This is a genomic window from Xanthomonas campestris pv. campestris str. ATCC 33913, assembly GCF_000007145.1.
GTDB lineage: Bacteria > Pseudomonadota > Gammaproteobacteria > Xanthomonadales > Xanthomonadaceae > Xanthomonas > Xanthomonas campestris.
Map to the genome: position 1 here is coordinate 4706885 of NC_003902.1, position 17453 is coordinate 4724337.

General features: G+C 64.4%; 18 protein-coding genes. 7 read left to right on the forward strand and 11 right to left on the reverse strand.

From position 1 onward, the window contains the following. Positions 1-32: 32 nt before the first annotated feature. From XCC_RS20595 to XCC_RS20605, 3 genes are all read right to left on the reverse strand, one after another. Positions 33-233 (reverse strand): helix-turn-helix transcriptional regulator, encoded by a 201-nt coding sequence (locus XCC_RS20595; protein WP_006449488.1) that lies wholly within the window; start codon positions 231-233, stop codon positions 33-35. Beyond that, entirely contained in the window at positions 230-817 is a 588-nt protein-coding gene (locus tag XCC_RS20600; protein WP_019238089.1) for a hypothetical protein, read from the reverse strand. Before XCC_RS20600 ends, XCC_RS20595 begins: the two co-directional genes overlap by 4 nt. A gap of 491 nt (positions 818-1308) precedes the next feature. Then, the gene (locus XCC_RS20605) at positions 1309-1581 is read right to left on the reverse strand and encodes a metal/formaldehyde-sensitive transcriptional repressor (protein ID WP_011039044.1); all 273 of its coding nucleotides are present in this window, start codon (positions 1579-1581) and stop codon (positions 1309-1311) included. A gap of 65 nt (positions 1582-1646) precedes the next feature. On the opposite strand from XCC_RS20605, the gene dmeF reads away from it, so the two are divergent. Next, entirely contained in the window at positions 1647-2642 is a 996-nt protein-coding gene (gene dmeF, locus XCC_RS20610) for a CDF family Co(II)/Ni(II) efflux transporter DmeF (protein WP_011039045.1), read from the forward strand. A 163-nt stretch (positions 2643-2805) separates the two neighbouring features. After that, entirely contained in the window at positions 2806-4371 is a 1566-nt protein-coding gene (locus XCC_RS20615; RefSeq protein ID WP_011039046.1) for a GH39 family glycosyl hydrolase, read from the forward strand. Between the two features lie 71 nt (positions 4372-4442). On the opposite strand, the gene XCC_RS20620 is transcribed toward XCC_RS20615, so the two are convergent. After that, positions 4443-5309 (reverse strand): ferredoxin--NADP reductase, encoded by an 867-nt coding sequence (locus XCC_RS20620; RefSeq protein WP_162274439.1) that lies wholly within the window; start codon positions 5307-5309, stop codon positions 4443-4445. A gap of 1 nt (position 5310) precedes the next feature. Here XCC_RS20620 and XCC_RS20625 point away from each other — a divergent pair, with 1 nt between their 5' ends. From XCC_RS20625 to panE, 4 genes are all read left to right on the forward strand, one after another. Further along, the gene (locus XCC_RS20625) at positions 5311-6309 is read left to right on the forward strand and encodes an ABC transporter ATP-binding protein (protein WP_011039048.1); all 999 of its coding nucleotides are present in this window, start codon (positions 5311-5313) and stop codon (positions 6307-6309) included. Beyond that, complete coding sequence (locus tag XCC_RS20630) at positions 6306-7118, forward strand: ABC transporter permease (protein ID WP_170873844.1); 813 nt, start codon at positions 6306-6308, stop codon at positions 7116-7118. Before XCC_RS20625 ends, XCC_RS20630 begins: the two co-directional genes overlap by 4 nt. After that, on the forward strand, positions 7118-7870 hold the full coding sequence (locus tag XCC_RS20635) for a DUF3800 domain-containing protein (protein WP_019238092.1): 753 nt from the start codon (positions 7118-7120) through the stop codon (positions 7868-7870). The genes XCC_RS20630 and XCC_RS20635 overlap by 1 nt, the downstream gene beginning before the upstream one ends. A 115-nt stretch (positions 7871-7985) precedes the next feature. Then, positions 7986-8924 carry a 2-dehydropantoate 2-reductase gene (panE, locus tag XCC_RS20640; protein ID WP_011039051.1) on the forward strand — a complete coding sequence of 313 codons (939 nt, stop codon included), beginning with the start codon at positions 7986-7988 and terminating at the stop codon, positions 8922-8924. Positions 8925-9061: 137 nt separating this feature from the next. Here the strand turns inward: panE and XCC_RS22585 are convergent, their stop codons facing one another. After that, positions 9062-9184 carry a hypothetical protein gene (locus tag XCC_RS22585; protein WP_019238093.1) on the reverse strand — a complete coding sequence of 41 codons (123 nt, stop codon included), beginning with the start codon at positions 9182-9184 and terminating at the stop codon, positions 9062-9064. On the opposite strand from XCC_RS22585, the gene XCC_RS20645 reads away from it, so the two are divergent. Continuing rightward, entirely contained in the window at positions 9183-9698 is a 516-nt protein-coding gene (locus tag XCC_RS20645) for a hypothetical protein (protein WP_014506181.1), read from the forward strand. The genes XCC_RS22585 and XCC_RS20645 overlap by 2 nt on opposite strands. A gap of 185 nt (positions 9699-9883) precedes the next feature. Here the strand turns inward: XCC_RS20645 and XCC_RS20650 are convergent, their stop codons facing one another. From XCC_RS20650 to XCC_RS20675, 6 genes are all read right to left on the reverse strand, one after another. Continuing rightward, on the reverse strand, positions 9884-10285 hold the full coding sequence (locus tag XCC_RS20650; RefSeq protein WP_011039053.1) for an acyl-CoA thioesterase: 402 nt from the start codon (positions 10283-10285) through the stop codon (positions 9884-9886). 413 nt (positions 10286-10698) lie between these two features. After that, positions 10699-11025 (reverse strand): thioredoxin family protein, encoded by a 327-nt coding sequence (locus XCC_RS20655; protein WP_011039054.1) that lies wholly within the window; start codon positions 11023-11025, stop codon positions 10699-10701. Beyond that, positions 10997-11482 carry a flavodoxin gene (locus tag XCC_RS20660; RefSeq protein ID WP_011039055.1) on the reverse strand — a complete coding sequence of 162 codons (486 nt, stop codon included), beginning with the start codon at positions 11480-11482 and terminating at the stop codon, positions 10997-10999. The genes XCC_RS20655 and XCC_RS20660 overlap by 29 nt, the downstream gene beginning before the upstream one ends. A gap of 98 nt (positions 11483-11580) precedes the next feature. Continuing rightward, positions 11581-12624 (reverse strand): ribonucleotide-diphosphate reductase subunit beta, encoded by a 1044-nt coding sequence (locus tag XCC_RS20665; RefSeq protein ID WP_011039056.1) that lies wholly within the window; start codon positions 12622-12624, stop codon positions 11581-11583. Positions 12625-12803: 179 nt separating this feature from the next. Continuing rightward, positions 12804-15287 carry a ribonucleoside-diphosphate reductase subunit alpha gene (locus XCC_RS20670; protein ID WP_011039057.1) on the reverse strand — a complete coding sequence of 828 codons (2484 nt, stop codon included), beginning with the start codon at positions 15285-15287 and terminating at the stop codon, positions 12804-12806. A 1076-nt stretch (positions 15288-16363) separates the two neighbouring features. Next, complete coding sequence (locus XCC_RS20675) at positions 16364-17407, reverse strand: DUF475 domain-containing protein (RefSeq protein WP_011039058.1); 1044 nt, start codon at positions 17405-17407, stop codon at positions 16364-16366. Between the last annotated feature and the right edge of the window lie 46 nt (positions 17408-17453).

Here is a 17453-nt window from a genome sequence, read left to right on the forward strand (position 1 = left end):
ACGCTGCATCCGGCCAGACGTGACCGCTGCGGCTACTGCCCGTCTTCAAACAGGAAGACGTGCTCGATCGATTCCCCAAACAGACGCGCGATGCGAAACGCCAACGGCAGGCTGGGATCGTACTTGCCGGTCTCCAGCGCGTTGATCGTTTGCCGCGACACGCCCAGCCGTTCGCCCAACTCCCCTTGCGACCAGCCACTGGCCTCGCGCAGTTCCCGCACGCGGCTGTTCATTGATAGCGGCGCGCGTTGACGCCCTTGGTGATGCCGTAGGTGGCGCACAGGATCGGGAACACCCACAACATCGCGACCGTGGCCGGGATGTCGATCAACTGCGCCGCCTGCAGGAACCCGCCGGTCATGTACGCAGCACTCACCAGCCCGGCAGCGATGGCGATCGATTCCAGTTCGATCCGCCGCTGCATCTCGTCGGAGTCACGCACGAAACGCGCCACCGCACGGATCACCAGCATCAACAACAGCGCGGGCAACAATGCGATCAGCGTGCGCGCCCAGTGCGGCCCCACACGCGCCAGCAGCGTTGGCCAGCACAGCATCACCGCTACATACAACAGCATCGGGATGCCGAATTCACGGTAGTAACGCCGCGCCAGCGCCGGCACTGCACTGTCGCGCATGCCGCCGGGTGACAGCCACAGCATCAGCGCCATCAACAGGCCCGCCGCTCCCATACCGACGCACAGGCCAATCAGATACTGGCCCAGCGGCAGCACCCGCCAATACCCAAGTGCACCGCCGCCGAGCAAGCTCAAGCTGATGCCCAACGCCACCAGTGCACTGCGTTTGCAGCCGCTCATGCGCGTTGCGCCTTTCCGGATGTTGCGTGCAATTGCAGTGCATCAGCCTGCGCGTGGTTGCGGCGACGCGGTGCTGCCGGAGGCACTGACGCCCAGTGCGGTGGGAGGTGCTGATGCATGCGACATGCCTGTCAAGTTCACTTGACAGGCACAATGCGCGGCACCGGGCGGACTGTCAAGCGTCCTTTACATGTTGCGCGGCTCGGCAGGCGGCGCATGGGCGTCCTCGCTGCCATGGATCGCGGGCTGGTGGATCACGCGCCAGAGGCTGAGCGTTGCGAGGGTCCGGGCACGCACGCATTCGACGTGGGAGCGCGACGAGGCGATCGTGACGTCCCGAAGACGAGGGAATATCTCCGGAGCCGCCGAGTCAAAACTTTCTGCGCCAGCGCCGCAGCGCGTGCCGGCAGCGGTGCGATTGATGAGTCGTTATTGGCGGCCACGCGATCGCATGCAACGCTTCAATCGCCGCATGCAGCGCGCGCCGCGCGCTACTTCAAATACGTCTTGAGAATCGCCGCCACCTCCTCCACGGCCTGCTCGCGCGTGCCGCGCGCGTCCGGTGCAGCGACATGGTGCTGCAGGTGCTCGGTCAGCAGCTCCACCATCAGGCCTTGCGCAGCCCCGCGGAAGGCAGCGACCTGGGTCAGCAAGGCGGTGCATTCCACATCCTGCGCCAGCGCTTTCTCCAGTGCCTCGACCTGCCCGCGAATCTTGCGGACCCGCGCGAGCAGCTTGGATTTGTCCTGAGTTAGATGCGCCATGCAGATACCCCCCAGGGGTATTTCGGATACCATCGGGGGGGTATCTTAGTCAGGCCGCCTCGCCCATGTCGAACACCCCGCCCCTTCCTCACTGCGCGCAACCGCAGGCCTTTGGCTGTGGCAACCCGCTTGTCGAGCGCAGCACCCGCAAGGCGGTCGTGCTGACCGCGCTGATGATGGTGGTGGAGATCGTGGGCGGCTGGGTGCTCAACTCCATGGCCCTGCTTGCCGACGGCTGGCATATGAGTTCGCACGCGCTGGCACTGGGCTTGGCGTTGTTCGCCTACGCGTTCGCGCGCCGCCACGCCCGCGACGGGCGCTTCGCGTTCGGTACCTGGAAAGTCGAAGTGCTGGGCGGCTACACCAGCGCAATCCTGCTGTTGGGTGTGGCCGGGTTGATGGCGTTCCAGTCGGTGGAGCGGCTGGTCTCGCCCAAGCCGGTGCATTACCCGGAAGCCACCGCGATCGCGGTCGTCGGCCTGCTGGTCAATCTGATCTGTGCATGGTGGCTGCGCGATTCGCATGGCCATGCGCATCACCACGATCACGCGCATGGGCATGGGCATGGACATACGCACGGACATGGATCACATGGCCACGCGCACACGCACGGCCACGGCGATCTGAACCTGCGCGCAGCGTATCTGCACGTGGTGGCGGATGCGGCCACCTCGGTGCTGGCGATCGTGGCGCTGGTGGTCGGCATGCGCTGGGGCGTGACCTGGATGGATCCGCTCATGGGCATCGTCGGTGCGGTGCTGGTGACCGTATGGGCCTGGGGGCTGTTGCGCAGCACCGGCCGGGTGTTGCTGGATGCGGAGATGGATGCGCCGGTGGTGGAGGAAATCCGCGAGGTGATCGCTGCACTGCCCTACGCCGCACGCATTGCCGACCTGCATGTGTGGCGCATCGGCACAGACCGCCACGCCTGTCTGATCAGCCTCGTCACCGAAGCCACCGTCGCCGCAGAGGCCATCCGCGCCGCGCTACAGATCCACGAAGAACTGGTGCACATCACGGTGGAAGTGCAGCGCCCCGAGGGCGCTTCTGCAGCGGTGTAAGACGCGTAATGCGCCGTGCGATCGCGCATGGCAGCAGTGCATCGCCCATCGCCGTACAACGTGCGCTTGAGCGCGCTTTTCAGTGGGCGCAGCAGTACGCACGCATCGGTCACACGTGCACGAGTGCGCTACGCTTGCGCATCACTCATGCTCGGGAGCCGCGATGCGCTTGACCCTGTTACTGGCCACCACGCTGGCATGTTGCACGGCAACCGCGGCCTCGGCGCAACCTGCCGCGCAACGCGAGATCCAGTTGGACATCGCCAGCGCCGGCGCATCGGTGGATCGGTTCTATGCGCTGTCGGTCGGCTCGGATTTTCCAGGCACCTTGATCCGCGACGACACCCAGGCGCATCTGCTGCCCGCCGTGCAGGAACTGGGCTTTCGCTATATCCGCTTCCACGACGTGTTCCATGACGTGCTCGGCACGGTCAAGGAGGTCGACGGCACGCTCGTGTACGACTGGACGCAGCTGGACAAACTCTACGACGCACTGCTGGCCAAGAAGATCCGCCCATTCGTCGAATTGGGTTTCACCCCGACCGCGATGAAGACCTCCGAGCAGACCCTGTTCTACTGGAAGGGCAACACCTCGCATCCGGACCCGGCCAAGTGGACGCAGCTGATCGATGCATACGTGCGCCACATTCGCGCACGTTACGGCGCGGATGAAGTACGCCAGTGGTATTTCGAAGTATGGAACGTGCCCAATCTCAAGGACTTCTGGGAGAACGCCGACCAGCAGGCCTACTTCGATCTGTATGCCAACACCGCGCGCACCATCAAGGCCATCGACCCGCAGCTGCGCGTGGGCGGCCCTTCCACCGCCGGCGCGGCATGGGTGCCGGAGCTGCTTGCTTTCGTGCAGAAAAACAAGCTACCCATCGACTTCGTCACCACCCACACCTATGGCGTAGATGGCGGGTTTCTTGATGAAGACGGCAAGCAGGACACCAAGCTCTCCGCCTCGCCCGAGGCCATCGTGGGCGATGTGCGGCGCGTGCGCGCGCAGATCCAGGCCTCGCCATACCCGGATCTGCCGCTGTTTTTCACCGAGTGGAGCAGCAGCTACACGCCGCGCGATTTCGTCCACGACAGCTACATCAGCGCGCCGTACATCCTGACCAAACTCAAGCAGGTGCAGGGCGTGGTGCAGGGCATGAGCTACTGGACCTATACCGACCTGTTCGAAGAGCCCGGCCCGCCGCCGACGCCCTTCCACGGCGGCTTCGGGCTGATGAACCGCGAAGGCATCCGCAAGCCGGCCTGGTTCGCCTACAAGTATTTGAATGCCCTGCAGGGGCGCAGCCTTGCGGTGGACGATGCGCACACGCTCGCCGCGGTGGACGGCAAGCGCATTGCCGCAGTGGCCTGGGATTGGCAGCAGCCGGTGCAGGCGGTGAGCAATACGCCGTTTTATACCCGCCAGGTGCCGGCGAGCGACAGCAAGGCAATCGTGTTCCGGTTGGCGCATGTGCCGGCGGGCACCTATCGGCTGCAGGTGCGCAAGACCGGCTACCGCCGCAATGACCCGCTGTCGCTCTACATCGACATGGGCATGCCCAAGCAACTTGCTGCAGACCAGCTGATCCAACTGCAGCAGGCCACGCGCGATGCGCCCGAGCAGGACCGCCGCGTGCGCGTGGGCGCCGACGGTGCGGTTGCGGTTACGGTGCCGATGCGCAGCAACGATGTGGTGCTGCTGACGCTGGAACCGGCAACGCGCTGAGCGTTGCCGCCTTCCTGCCCTGGCGCTGCGCGCGCACACACGTTGCAGGCGGCCGCCTCAACGCACCGCGCTCAAGCCGCAGGCTTGGGCGGTGATGAGCTCACGTATTTCTCGCGGCGGATCTGTGCATTCGGCAGGCCGGCCTCGCGCAGCGCCACCGCGCAGGTGTCCACCATGTCCGGGTTGCCGCACAGGTAGGCGATGTCGCCATCGGCCGCCGGCGCGAACTCGGCCAGATGTTGCTGCACGTAGCCATGCCGTACGTCGGCATGCGGCTGTTCGGGCAGAGCGCGTGAGAAGCACGGCACGTAGCGGAACTGCGGATGCGCATCGGCAAATGCGCGGAAGTCATCGCCGTACAGCAGCTCGGCGGGCGTGCGTGCGCCTTGCAGCAGCACCACCTCCAGCCCCCGGCTGGCGATTGCCTCGGCCAGCAGCGGCAGCATCGAGCGATACGGCGTCACCCCGGTGCCGGTGGCGATCAGCAGGTAGCGCCGGTTGTGGTCGCCCGGCAGCAGGCAGAACTTGCCGTAGGGGCCGCTGGCCTGCAGCTGGTCGCCAATCTCCAGGCCTTCGAACAGCGCGGTGGCCGAGCCGCCGGGCACGAAACTCACCGCGATCTCCACCGCCTCGCCCGGTCCCAGCGCGTGGTCGTGGATGGTCGCCAGCGAATAGCTGCGCTTGGCATCGGTGCCATCGGCGTACTGGAAATGGATCTGAATGAACTGCCCGGGCTGGAAATCCAGCGGCTGCCCGTCATCACGCAGGAACTGGCAGTGGGCCACGGTGGGCGCGAGCATGCGCCTGTCGACAAGCTTGAGGGGGAATTGAACGGGCACGAACGGATTTAGGACAGTCTGTGATCGGGGCGAACCCCCACGGGCTTCTATAATAGCGGCTGCAACTCGCTGCGCCGTCACGCTGACGCGAAGGACCATCTTGAATTCCCCATCTCCGACCGCGGCACCCGCCCTGCGCGTGTGCGACCTGCGCAAGACCTACGACAACGGCACCGAGGCGCTCAAGGGCGTGTCGCTGGACGTGGCGCCTGGCGACTTTTTCGCCCTGCTCGGCCCCAACGGGGCGGGCAAGTCCACCCTGATCGGCATCATCAGCTCGCTGGTGAACCTCTCGCAGGGCCAGGTCGAGGTCTTCGGCACCGATCTGGTCCGCCACCGCAGCGATGCGATGCGGCTGATCGGCCTGGTCCCGCAGGAAGTGAACTTCAACCTGTTCGAAAAGCCCTTCGACATCCTGGTCAACTACGCCGGTTTCTACGGCATGCCGCGCGAGCAGGCTGCCGCCCTGGCGGAGGCCGAGCTGCGCCGCGCGCATCTGTGGGAAAAGGCGCAGGTGATGAGCCGCACGCTCTCCGGCGGCATGAAGCGCCGCCTGATGATCGCTCGCGCCATGATGACCCAGCCGCGGCTGCTGATCCTGGACGAGCCCACCGCCGGTGTGGACATCGAGATCCGCCGCGACATGTGGCGCGTGCTCAAGGAGATCAATGCCGCCGGCACCACGATCATCCTGACCACCCACTACCTGGAAGAGGCCGAGCACCTGTGCCGCAACCTGGCCATCATCAACCACGGCCAGATCGTCACCCAGGGCCCGATGCGCGAGCTGCTGGCCAAGCTCGACGTGGAAGGCTTCCTGTTCGATATCGATGGTGAGTTGCCGGCGCAGCTTCCGGTGATCGAAGGCACCACGCTCACCGCAATCGACGGCCATACGCTGGATCTGGACATGCCGCGCGCGATGGACCTCAACCGCGTGTTCGCTACCCTGGGCGATGCCGGCATCCGGGTGCGCTCGATGCGCACCAAGAGCAACCGGCTGGAAGAATTGTTCGTCCGTCTGACCGGGCCTGGCGACACCACCGTTGCCACGCCCCCTGCTGCAGCGGCGCCCGTGCGCCCGGCAGGTCACCCATGAGTTCCCCGGAGCCTTCGATGTCTGCTGTCCCCGCTACCTCCCGCCAGCGCAACTGGGTTGCACTGGGCACCATCGTGCGCCGCGAAGTGCAGCGCATCCTGCGCATCTGGGGCCAGACCCTGGTGCCGCCGGCTATCACCATGACGCTGTACTTTTTGATCTTCGGCGGGCTGATCGGCTCGCGCGTGGGCGACATGGGCGGCTACACGTACATGCAGTTCATCGTGCCGGGCCTGGTGATGATGAGCGTGATCCAAAACAGCTACGGCAACATTTCCTCGAGCTTCTTCGGCGCCAAGTTCGGCCGCCACGTGGAAGAACTGCTGGTCAGCCCGATGCCCAACTGGGTGATCCTGTGGGGCTACGTGGCCGGCGCGGTGCTGCGCGGGGTGATGGTGGGCGCGCTGGTGCTGATCATCGCCATGTTCTTCACCCCGGTGCGCATCCCGCACCCGCTGGTGACGCTGACCACAGTGCTGCTGGGCGCGACGATCTTCTCGCTGGCCGGCTTCGTCAACGCGGTGTACGCCAAGAAGTTCGACGACGTGGCCATCGTGCCGACCTTCATCCTGACCCCGCTGACCTACCTGGGCGGCGTGTTCTATTCGGTGAAGCTGCTGCCCGGCTGGGCCGAAGCCGCCACCCACGCCAACCCGATCTTCTACATGGTCAACGCGTTCCGCTACGGCCTGCTCGGCAGCTCCGACGTGCCGATCTGGGTGGCCTACGCGCTGATGCTCGGCTTTGTCGCAGTGCTGAGCGCGTTGGCGCTATGGCTGCTACGCCGTGGCGTTGGACTACGGAGCTGATGGCGCAATTCAGCGACTACATCGTCTTTGTCGATGAGAGTGGCGATCACGGGATGGCGAGTATTGATCCTGCCTTCCCATTGTTTGTGCTGTCGTGCTGCCTGATCAGCAAGCGCGATTACATGGCAACCGTTGTGCCTGCGATCCAGCGGATCAAGTTCGCGACGTTTGGCCATGACGCCGTCGTGCTGCATGAGCGCGAGATCCGCAGGGATATCGGGCCGTTCGCCGTGTTGCGTGATCGCGACAAGAAACAGGCATTTCTCGATGCGCTGACAGATGCATTGGCGTTGGCGCCGATGACGATCTTTGCCGCTGTGATCGACAAGCGCCGCCTTCAGGATCGCCAGCGCGGTGAAAACCCGTATGAAATCTCGATGCGCTTCTGCCTTGAGCGGATGTATTACAAACTCAGCAAGCAGGGACAGGTGGCGCAAGCGGGAGAGCCGTTGACCACGCACGTGCTGTGCGAGGCGCGTGGGCGCAGCGAAGACCAGGATCTGGAATTGGCGTTTCGCCGGATCTGTGGGGGAGACAATTTCTCTGGCATAGAGCTGCCATTCGATCCGGTGATCTGCGACAAGAAGAGCAATGCGATCGGGCTACAACTTGCGGATCTGATCGCTCGCCCCATTGGCGTGCGGCAGCTGCGACCGGAGCAGCCAAATCGCGCCTGGCAGGTGATTGAGCAGAAACTCGACAAGAATCCGGCAGGTCGTTACCTGGGCTATGGCCTGAAGTGTTTCCCATAAACAAAAGGCCCCAGCGAGTCCGCCAGAGCCTGATGCCGACCGAGAATCCCCGATCCGGCTGAAAGCTTAGCACCGTGTCCGGCATGTACCAAACATCACACTGAACGGAGATCCTATGCGCATTCTGATCCTCGGTGCCGGCGGCACTGGCGGCTACTTTGGCGGGCGGCTGGCGCAGGCTGGCGTGGATGTCACCTTCCTGGTGCGTGACGCCCGTGCGGCGCAGCTGCAGGCGCAGGGCTTGCGCATTCGCAGCCCCCTCGGCGATGCCGATCTGCCGGTGGCAACCGTCACCGCGCAGGATCTGCAGGCGCTGGTGGCGCAGCGGCCATTCGATCTGGTGATTCTCAGCTGCAAGGCCTACGACCTGGACAGCGCGATCGAGGCGATTGCACCGGCGGTCGGCGAGCACACCACGGTGCTGCCTATCCTCAACGGCCTGCGCCATTACGCGGCGCTGGACGAACGCTTCGGTGCGGCACGGGTGTTGGGCGGGCTGTGCTTCATCAGCGCCGCCAAGGGCGAGCACGGCGAGATCCTGCATCTGGGCAAGCCGGCAGCGATGACCTTCGGCGAGCGCGATGGCAATGCCGCATCGGCGCGGGTGCAGGCGTTTGCCGCGGCCTGCGCGCAGGCCGGCATCGACCATGTGGCCAGCACCCAGATCGCGCAGGAGCAGTGGATCAAGTACAGCTTCCTCACTGCGTTGGCGGCGGCGACCTGCCTGATGCGTGCGCCGGTGGGCGCGATTGTGGCCACCGACGACGGCCGCGCCTTGATCAACGGCCTGTACAACGAATGCCTGTGGGCCGCCGATGCCGCCGGCCAGCCGATTCCCGAACCCGCACGCGCCAAGGCGCTGCAGACGCTGCTGCAGGTGGACTCGCCGCTGAAGGCCTCGATGCTGCGCGACCTGGAGGCCGGGCAGGATGTGGAAGCGGCGCAGATCGTCGGCGACATGCTCAAGCGCGTGCGCGAGACCGGGCGCAACGCGCCGCTGCTGATGGCGGCGAATGTGCATCTGCAGGCGTATCAGGTGTTGCGGCATAGCTGAGGTTGTTGGGGTGTGCGGGGCGGTTGTTGGGCTGCGTGTAAACCGTACCCCCATCCGCCCTGCGGGCACCTTCCCCCGATGGGGGAAGGGTTGTAGCGCTCTGGGTCGATGTCGATACGTCGAGGTGGCGTTGCGCATCACTGCACGTGAAGCGCTGCCATGCGCAGCGCGCGCTCAAGATCGGCATTGCCATTGCCTTCGCGCCGCCGCGACGCGGTGCACACGATGCTCTGCGTCCCATCACCCGTCGTGCCCGCCATGAAGCTGCTCAGCCACCTGTTCCGTGCCGGTCACTTCGTGATCCTGGCGTTCTTCGTGCTGTGCGCCTGCGGGCTGGTGGGCATGGCCGCGCTGGAGCTGTGGCATGGCTTCACCCCGGGCGGCGACATGGTGGTCCGCGACCGCTTCAACGTGGTGCTGGAAGCCATCGGCCTGCTCACGGTTGCGCTGGTGACGCTGGAACTGGGCCAGACCATCTTCGAAGAAGAGATCCTGCGCGACGTCAAAGTGAGCGGCCCCACGCGCGTACGCCGTTACTTGTCGCGCTTCTTCGTGGTGATCGTGATCGCGCTGGCCATCGAAACGCTGGTGTCGATCTTCGAGCTGATGCACGACGACCCGGCCAAGTTGCCGTATGCCGCATCGGTGGGCTTCTGTGCCGGGCTGCTGCTGATTGCCTGGGGCGTGTTCGTCAAACTCAATCGCAGCGCCGAAGAGCTGGAGCCCGAAGCGATGGCCGAAACCAAGCGCGAAGACAACGAAGTGCAGGAGTAAGCACGGCGATTACCGCGACTATGCATTCGCCAGATCGGCACGGCTGTTAGGCGTCTAGACCGGCCGCGGGTCGGTGCGGTGCTTGCCGGCGTTCCAGGCATGGTGGCGGTGTGCATCACTCGATATCCTTGTGGAGACACTGCAGCGCGCCGTTGGCTGCATCGCCAACGGCGCGTGGTTCGACGCTAGGCTGCCGGCAGCGCCGGCACCGAGGTCGGCTTGCCATCGTCGCCGAGCGCGATCATCACGAAGTGGCCGCGGGTGCACAGTTCGCGTGCCCCGCTGAGCAGATCTTCGGCGATCAACTCCACTTCCACCTTGATCGAACTGCGCCCCACCGAGACCACGCGCGCGATGGTCTCCACCATCTGCCCCTGGCGGATCGGCAACTTGAAATCGACCTGGTCCGAGCGCGCGGTCACCACGGTGCGACGCGCATAGCGCGAGGCGGCCAGGAACGCGGCCTTGTCCATCCACGCCAACGCCTGGCCACCGAACAGCGTGCCCATGTGGTTGGTGTGGTTGGGGAACACGATCTCGGCCATGCGCGCTTCGATCGGTGGAGGGGTCTGCGGGCTATCGGACATCGTGGGATCCAGAAAGAAGGTGGAACAAACGGCCCGCGCGGGCGATGCGGCCGCGGCGGCTGTGTGGCATGCACGCGTTCGACATGCCTTGCGTGTCGAAGCACAACGATAGCCTGATCCGCGCGATGTGCAGGCGACGGTGCTGCGCAATGCGGGGCATTCGTGCTGCCTGGGGTTCGTCACGGCTGCGCTGCGGCTGGCGGCTGGGAGGACGAACAACCACAAGCGCTGCGTGTCACCACATGCAAAGCCGGGGTGTCGGTGCAAAGGTGCAGCGAATGCAGCAAGGGCGTACGCGGGACAAGCACCCGTCGGCGGCTGCCGCGGCCGGGTCCGCTCCTACGAGAGCGGATTCCCCCACTAGCGTCGGGTCACGCGTTGCGTGCACAAGCACGCGCCGCACCAGAGCTCACTCAGAGGCTGGTCTTGACCGCAGTTTCCACCTGCGCCGGCGACTGGAAGCCGGGCAGGCGTGCCACCTCGCTGCCGTCGCGGTACAGCGCCAGGGTCGGCGTCTGGCGCAGACCCAGATCGCGGAAGAATTCCTCGCCCACCACTTCCAGCTTGACCTTCAACAAGGCCACGCCGGCAGCGGCATCGCTGGCGGAGAACTTGTCCAGCGACATGTCGAGCATCTTGCAGCCCGGGCAATTGTCCTTGTAGAAATCCACCAGCGCGCGCGGATGCGCGGCGAGGACTTCGGTGTAGTGCTCAGGCGACGTGACGGTAATGGTCTGCATCATGGGGATCGTTCTTGCATTGGGCCAGAACCTCGTCGGTCCAGGCGGCGATGGCGTGCGCATCACGCACGCCGTGGGGCATCTGTTCGATGGTCAGGCGAGGAAACGGGCTGTCGAAGAAACGTGCGATGCGATGCACGGCTCCGCAGAAATAGTCCTCGCCCCACTGCGTCTCGCCGGTACCGAACACCGCCACCTGCGGTGGCTTGCCCAGCGTTTCGACCAGTTCGACGATGAAGCGTTTCATCTCTGTGGGCGTGCGCCCGCCGTTGTCGGTCCAGCTCCCGAGCAGAAACAGATCGTACTGCCCCGGCGCATGCGGCACCTGCGCCAGGCGCTGCAGATCGGTCTCCACCCAGGTCACCACATGCCCCGCCGCCTCGCACTGCAGCGCGACACTGCGCGCCACATCACGCGTGTTACCGCTCAACGAAGCCAATGCGAGCAGGATGTTCATGGTGAGGCCGGGAATGGGGAATCGAGAGTCGTGAATCGGAAGAGCGGGGTACGGTTGCTTTTACCATTCCCGATTCCCGATTCACCACTCCCGATCAATCACAGATCGTCGAAGCCGTTATCCGAATTGGTCTTCTTGTAAGACGCATTGCGCATCTCGAAGAAGTCGGTCTTGGTCTCGGTGAAGTTGTCGGCGTAGGCCTTGATCCACGGCATTACGTTGTCGTTGGCGCCTTCGTACAACTTCTCGATACCGAGCATGCCGGCCATCTTGTTGGCGCGGTACTTCACGTAGCGGATCATTTCGTCGACGTCGATGCCGTCGATGCCGTCCAGCACTTCGGCCGTCCACACCGTTTCCAGGTCGATCGCGTGCTCGAAGGCCTTGTGCACGTAATCGGTGAGCTGGTCGCCCTGCAGCGCCTGGTTCTCGCCGATGATGGCGCGGATCAATTCGCTGATGAACTTGGAGTGGGCCAGCTCGTCGCGGTTGATGAAGCTGATGATCTTGCCGGTGCCGGTCATGCGGTTCTGGCGGACCAGATTGTAGAAGTACGCAAAGCCGGAATAGAAGTTGATGCCTTCCAGGATCGAGGACTGGATCAGCGCGCGGATCAGCGTTTCGGCCGTCTTGTCGCGCATGAAGTCGTCGTAGGCGCCCATGATCGGCGCATTGCGCTTGATGATGGTCGGGTGCGTGCGCGCAATCTCGAACACGCGGTTCTGATCGGCCAGGCCGGTGATGGAGGCCAGCACGTAGCTGTAGCTCTCGTTATGGATCACTTCCTGCTGGCCGATGATCGCAGCATTGGCATGCGCGGCCGGGTCGGTGATGTATTCGGCGACGTTGTAGATGAAGCGCGTCTGCGGCGAATCCAGCGTGGCCAGCAAGCCGATGATCGAGTCATAGGCATTCTTCTCGCGCGCCGAGAGCTCGTTGTACTGGCGCGCGTCGCCCTTCATGTCCACCTCGTCGGGGATCCAGAAGTTGGTCGACAGCTCCTTGTACGCCCGATAAAAGGACGGGTACGGAATGTCGTTCCAGTTGAGGATGCCGGAGGTCTGGCCATTGATGATGGCGGTGGAGCGATTGGGGTGACGCGGCTCCAGGATCTTGATGCGCTCAAGCGGTGTTGCGGACATGGGTCTTTACTCGTCTTTCAGGCGTCACGCGTCCACATGGGAACGGCGACAGCAAAATCGTGCTGGAGAAAAGCCCCCCTGAGTCAGGGGGGCGCGCCGAAGGCGCAGGGGTGTGGATGCTAATGAGCCGGGGCCCGCGGTTCGCAGGGCGAACCGTGGGGAGCTAAGCGCGAATGCGCTTAGCTCGAACACCACTCACATTCACTGATGTCGATATCGTTGGAACGCACGTAGTACGTGGTCTTCAAGCCTTCACGCCAAGCGGTCATGTGCAGATCCAGCAACGTGCTCGCACGGATGGTGCTGGGCACATAGAAGTTGAAGCTGATCGACTGGTCGATGTGGCGCTGGCGACGCGCGTTCTGGCGCACGCTGGCGAACTGGTCGACCTTGTAGGCGCCCTTTTCGTAGTACGGCCAGGTGTCCAGCGACAGGCCGGGCGCGGCCACCGGGCGACGGAAGTCCTTCTTTTCTTCGTAGTAGAACGCGCTGTAGATCGGGTCGATCGACGCGGTGGAACCGGCAATCTGCGCGGTGCTCATGTTCGGCGCCACGGCCAGCATCCAGGCGTTACGCACGCCGTTGACCGCCACCTGCGCGGACAGCTCCAGCCACTGCGGGCTGTTGTAATCGCGCGCACGGAAGTACTCACCGGTGTGCCAATCGCTGCCGCGGAACACGCTGTAGGTGCCCTTTTCCTTGGCCAGCTCCATGCTCGCCTGGACGGTCAGGTAGTTGATGCGCTCGTACAGCTCGTCGCTGTAGTCCTCGGCTTCCTTGGCATTCCAGTGGATGGCCTTCTGCGCGAGCAGGTGATGCCAGCCGAAGGTGCCCAGGCCGATGGCGCGGTACTTCTGGTTGGTGATGGTGGCCTGCGGCACCGGCAACTGATTCAGATCGATCACGTTGTCGAGCATGCGCACCTGGATCGGAATCAACCGCTCCAGCACGTCGGCACCCAGCAGATCGGCCTGGTCGGCCTGCACGGTGATCGCGCGGCCCAGGTTGATCGAGGACAGGTTGCACACGACGAAGTCGCCGGCCTTCTTGGTGGTGACGATCTGATTGCCGCTGATGATTTCCTGCATCATCCGCGTGGGGCTCATGTTCTGCAGGATCTCGGTGCACAGGTTGGACGAATAGACCATGCCCTCGTGCTTGTTCGGATTCTTGCGATTGACTTCATCGCGGTAGAACATGAACGGGTTGCCGGTTTCCAGCTGGCTGACCATGATCCGCTTGAAGATCTCGATCGCCTTGACGGTCTTGCGGGTGATGCGCTCGTCGGCAACCACTTCCTCGTACTTCTTGCGGAAGCTGCTGTTGGCGTCGCCCTTCTTCTCGTCATAGAAGTCCTGCAGGTACCAGCCCTTGATGCGCTTGACTTCATGCGGATCGAACAGGTACCAGTCGCCGCGGCGCTCGACCGCTTCCATGAACAGGTCCGGGATGCACACCGAGGTGAACACGTCGTGCGCGCGCAGACGCTGGTCGCCGTTGTTCAGGCGCAGATCCAGGAACGATTCGATGTCGCGGTGGAAAATGTCCAGGTAGACCGCGATGGCGCCCTTGCGCTGGCCAAGCTGATCCACCGACACGGCGGTGTTGTTGAGCTGCTTGATCCACGGCACCACGCCGCCGGACGAGTTGGACACACCGCGGATCGCCGAGCCCGACGAACGCACATAGCCCAGGTACGCGCCCACGCCGCCGCCGTGCTTGGACACGCGCGCCACGTCGGTGTTGGAGTCGTAGATGCCCTGCAGGCTGTCGTCGACGGTGTCGATGAAGCAGCTCGACAGCTGCCCGCCGACCTTGCCGGCATTGGCCAGCGTCGGGGTTGCCACGGTCATGTACAGGTTGGACAGCGCCCAGTAGGCCTCGCCCACCAGCTGCATGCGGCGCTCGCGCGGCTTCTCGTCCTGCATCAGGTACAGGGCGATGGTCAGCCAGCGCTCCTGCGGCAGCTCGAACACGCCGCGCGAGTTGTCGGTGGCCAGGTAACGGGTGGCCAGCAGGTACAGGCCGTTGTAGGCGAACAGCGTGTCGCGCTCGGGCGCAATCATCTTGCCCGCCTCGATGAGCTCTTCCTTGGAATAGCTCTTGAGGATGTCGTTGGAATAGACGTTACGGTCGGCCAGGCTTTCCTGCAGGCCCACGAACGAGCCGTACTTCTGGCCGGCGTCGTAGAAGCGGTTGCGGCTGGCGCGCTTGTACAGGCGGCGCAGGTACAGACGCGCAGCGAAGTGCTCCCACTCCGGGGTGGTCAGATCGACGCGGGCCTCGGCCTCGCGGATCAGGTGGTCGACCAGGTCGTCGGCGTTGACACTGTCCTTGCGCTCGACGAAGCCGAACACCGAGCGCTTGTAGTCGCCCACGTCCAGCTGCGGGAATTCGGCATGGATCTGGTCGATGGCGCGCTCCAGGCGCGCCGGCTCGAACGGGATCTTGCGGTTGCCGGCTTCCTTGGTGATCCAGGTGGAGACGGTTTGTTCTTCGATGGTCTGTGCGTGCATTGCAATGGCTTGGCGGGGGGGCGGCACGACGTCCGACGGGTCACTCAACTCCGGGTGTGCGGGGCTGGGCACGGTCACACTGGCGGGAGCGCTGGTGGGTGCAAGGGTACCGGCGGCGATCGCGGCAAGGGTGTCGTTGGTGGTCATGCGTCCTCCATGCGTAGGCACACGGACCCGCCTGGGGACGGGGTGCGGCCGGATCCGGATTCCCTGGACAGCGATGGCAGTGCAAGGCGCGCAGCACGCAAGACCTGTGGTCCGCGGCGACATCGCCCTCACCCGCCATCTCCTCACCGGAGATTCCACGGCCGCCACCGCGCGGTGTGCTGTCGCGTGGTGGTCGGTGGCGAAACAACCGCAGCGCACCGGCCCCACGCAGCTCGCTCCACGGCACTGCCCTGGATGACTGAATGAAACCGATTGCGGCTGCGGCGAGGAGGCTCATCAATCGCGGGATGCCCGCTGATTGTGCTCTTTCAGGTCCGGCCGCTTGGGGCGGCCAACCACCGACTCCCCCAAGATAGTGGGGTGCTCCCGAGGGGTCAACACATAATGTGGGAAAAACCCGCAAACCCTTGTGGCGCAAAGCGCCGTCTGACGAACGGTCGTTTCGGCGCGCCCAACTGCCCAATCCGAGTGCGCAGTCAAGGCCTGGAGCGGCGTTTTTGCCGACTGGTTGGGTTCGGTTAGGTCAGCCGCGGCACAGGCTGATGCTGAAGCTGGTCACAGTTGGGTGTGGTTATGTCAGGCGTCACCGCAGGCTTGGCGCGACTGCTCTGGCCCCGGCAGCCGCTGCTGCATCCATGGCGGGAAGCGGACTTCTCCCGGGCGTTGCGTTCGAGGGTGCGGTGCCCTCGCCGATCGCGGGACACGCCGTGAACCCGTCCCTGGGGGCTCGTGCAGGCATCCATGCCGCAAAACGGTCCAGCAAGCGGCGAGGACACAGCACAAGAGGGTTGGTCGGTCGCTTCTTTTATGAAAGCCATGCACACCGACGTTCTCGACTGGTCCTTGCCCGCCCACCGTCGCGGGACCTTACGCGGCATGGATGCCGCGTAAGAGCTTACAAGGACGTACTTGCAGCGTGTCCCGCGATGGTGGGCGGGCAAGGACCCTGCAGCCAAGCCACAGAAGGAGCGGCGCCGGTCCGTCAGCAGCACCCATCCGACAGCCACGAAGGCGCTCCGTAGCCGCTCTTAAGCGGAGCGCGGCCCGTGGCGGGATCAGATCTCGGTCGGGCCGATGTGATGGCGCTTGCGGTAGCGGATCGACGACCACACCGAGGCGGCGATGAAGGCCACGCCGATCAGGCCGGTCAGCACTTCCGGCACGTGGTAGACGGTACCCACCAGCATGATGATCGCCAGCACGCCGATGGCGTAATGCGCGCCGTGCTCCAGGAACACGAACTCGTCCAGGGTGCCCTTGTGCACCAGGTAGACGGTCATCGAGCGTACGAACATCGCCCCGATCGCCAGGCCCAGCATGATGATCACCACGTCGCGGGTGATGGCGAAGGCGCCGATCACGCCGTCGAACGAGAACGAGGCGTCCAGCACTTCCAGGTACAGGAAGGCGGCAATGCCCGAGCGCTTGGCCGGGCCCATGCTGCCGTCTTCGCTCTCTTCGGCCTCGAACAAGGCATCCACGCTACCCACCAGCAGATACAGCAGGATGCCGCCCAGCCCGGCGAACAGCACGCTCTGGAACACCGCATCGGGCAGGAACAGCTTGGTGCCCAGCAGCACCGACACCGCCACGATCACCGACATTGCATCGGCCTTGCCCAGCTTGCCGACCAGCCGCTCCACCGGCCCGAGCCAGTGCAGCTTGCGGTCCTGGTCGAACAGGAAGTTCAAAAACACCAGCAGCAGGAACATGCCACCGAAGGCGGCGATGGACGGGTAGTGGTCGGTCAGCACCTGGCTGTAGCGGTCCGGCTCCTTCAGCGCCATCTGCATCACCGGCACCAGGCCCATGCCGGTGGCCACCGACACGATCACGATCGGGAACACCAGGCGCATGCCGAACACGGCGATCAGGATGCCCACGGTGAGGAACAGCTTCCGCCAGAACTCGTTCATGTGCTTGAGCACACCGGCGTTGACCACCGCGTTGTCGAACGACAGCGACACCTCCAGCACGCTCAGCACCAGGCACAGCCATAACGCCTGCCAGATGCCCATCGACGAGGTGTGACCCCACCAGGCGGCCAGGCCCAGGCAGATCGCAGTGACCAAAAACGACATTCTGAAATCGCGAAACATTGACACTCCCAGGCGGGCCGAGACGACAGCCGGACGGCGACACCAG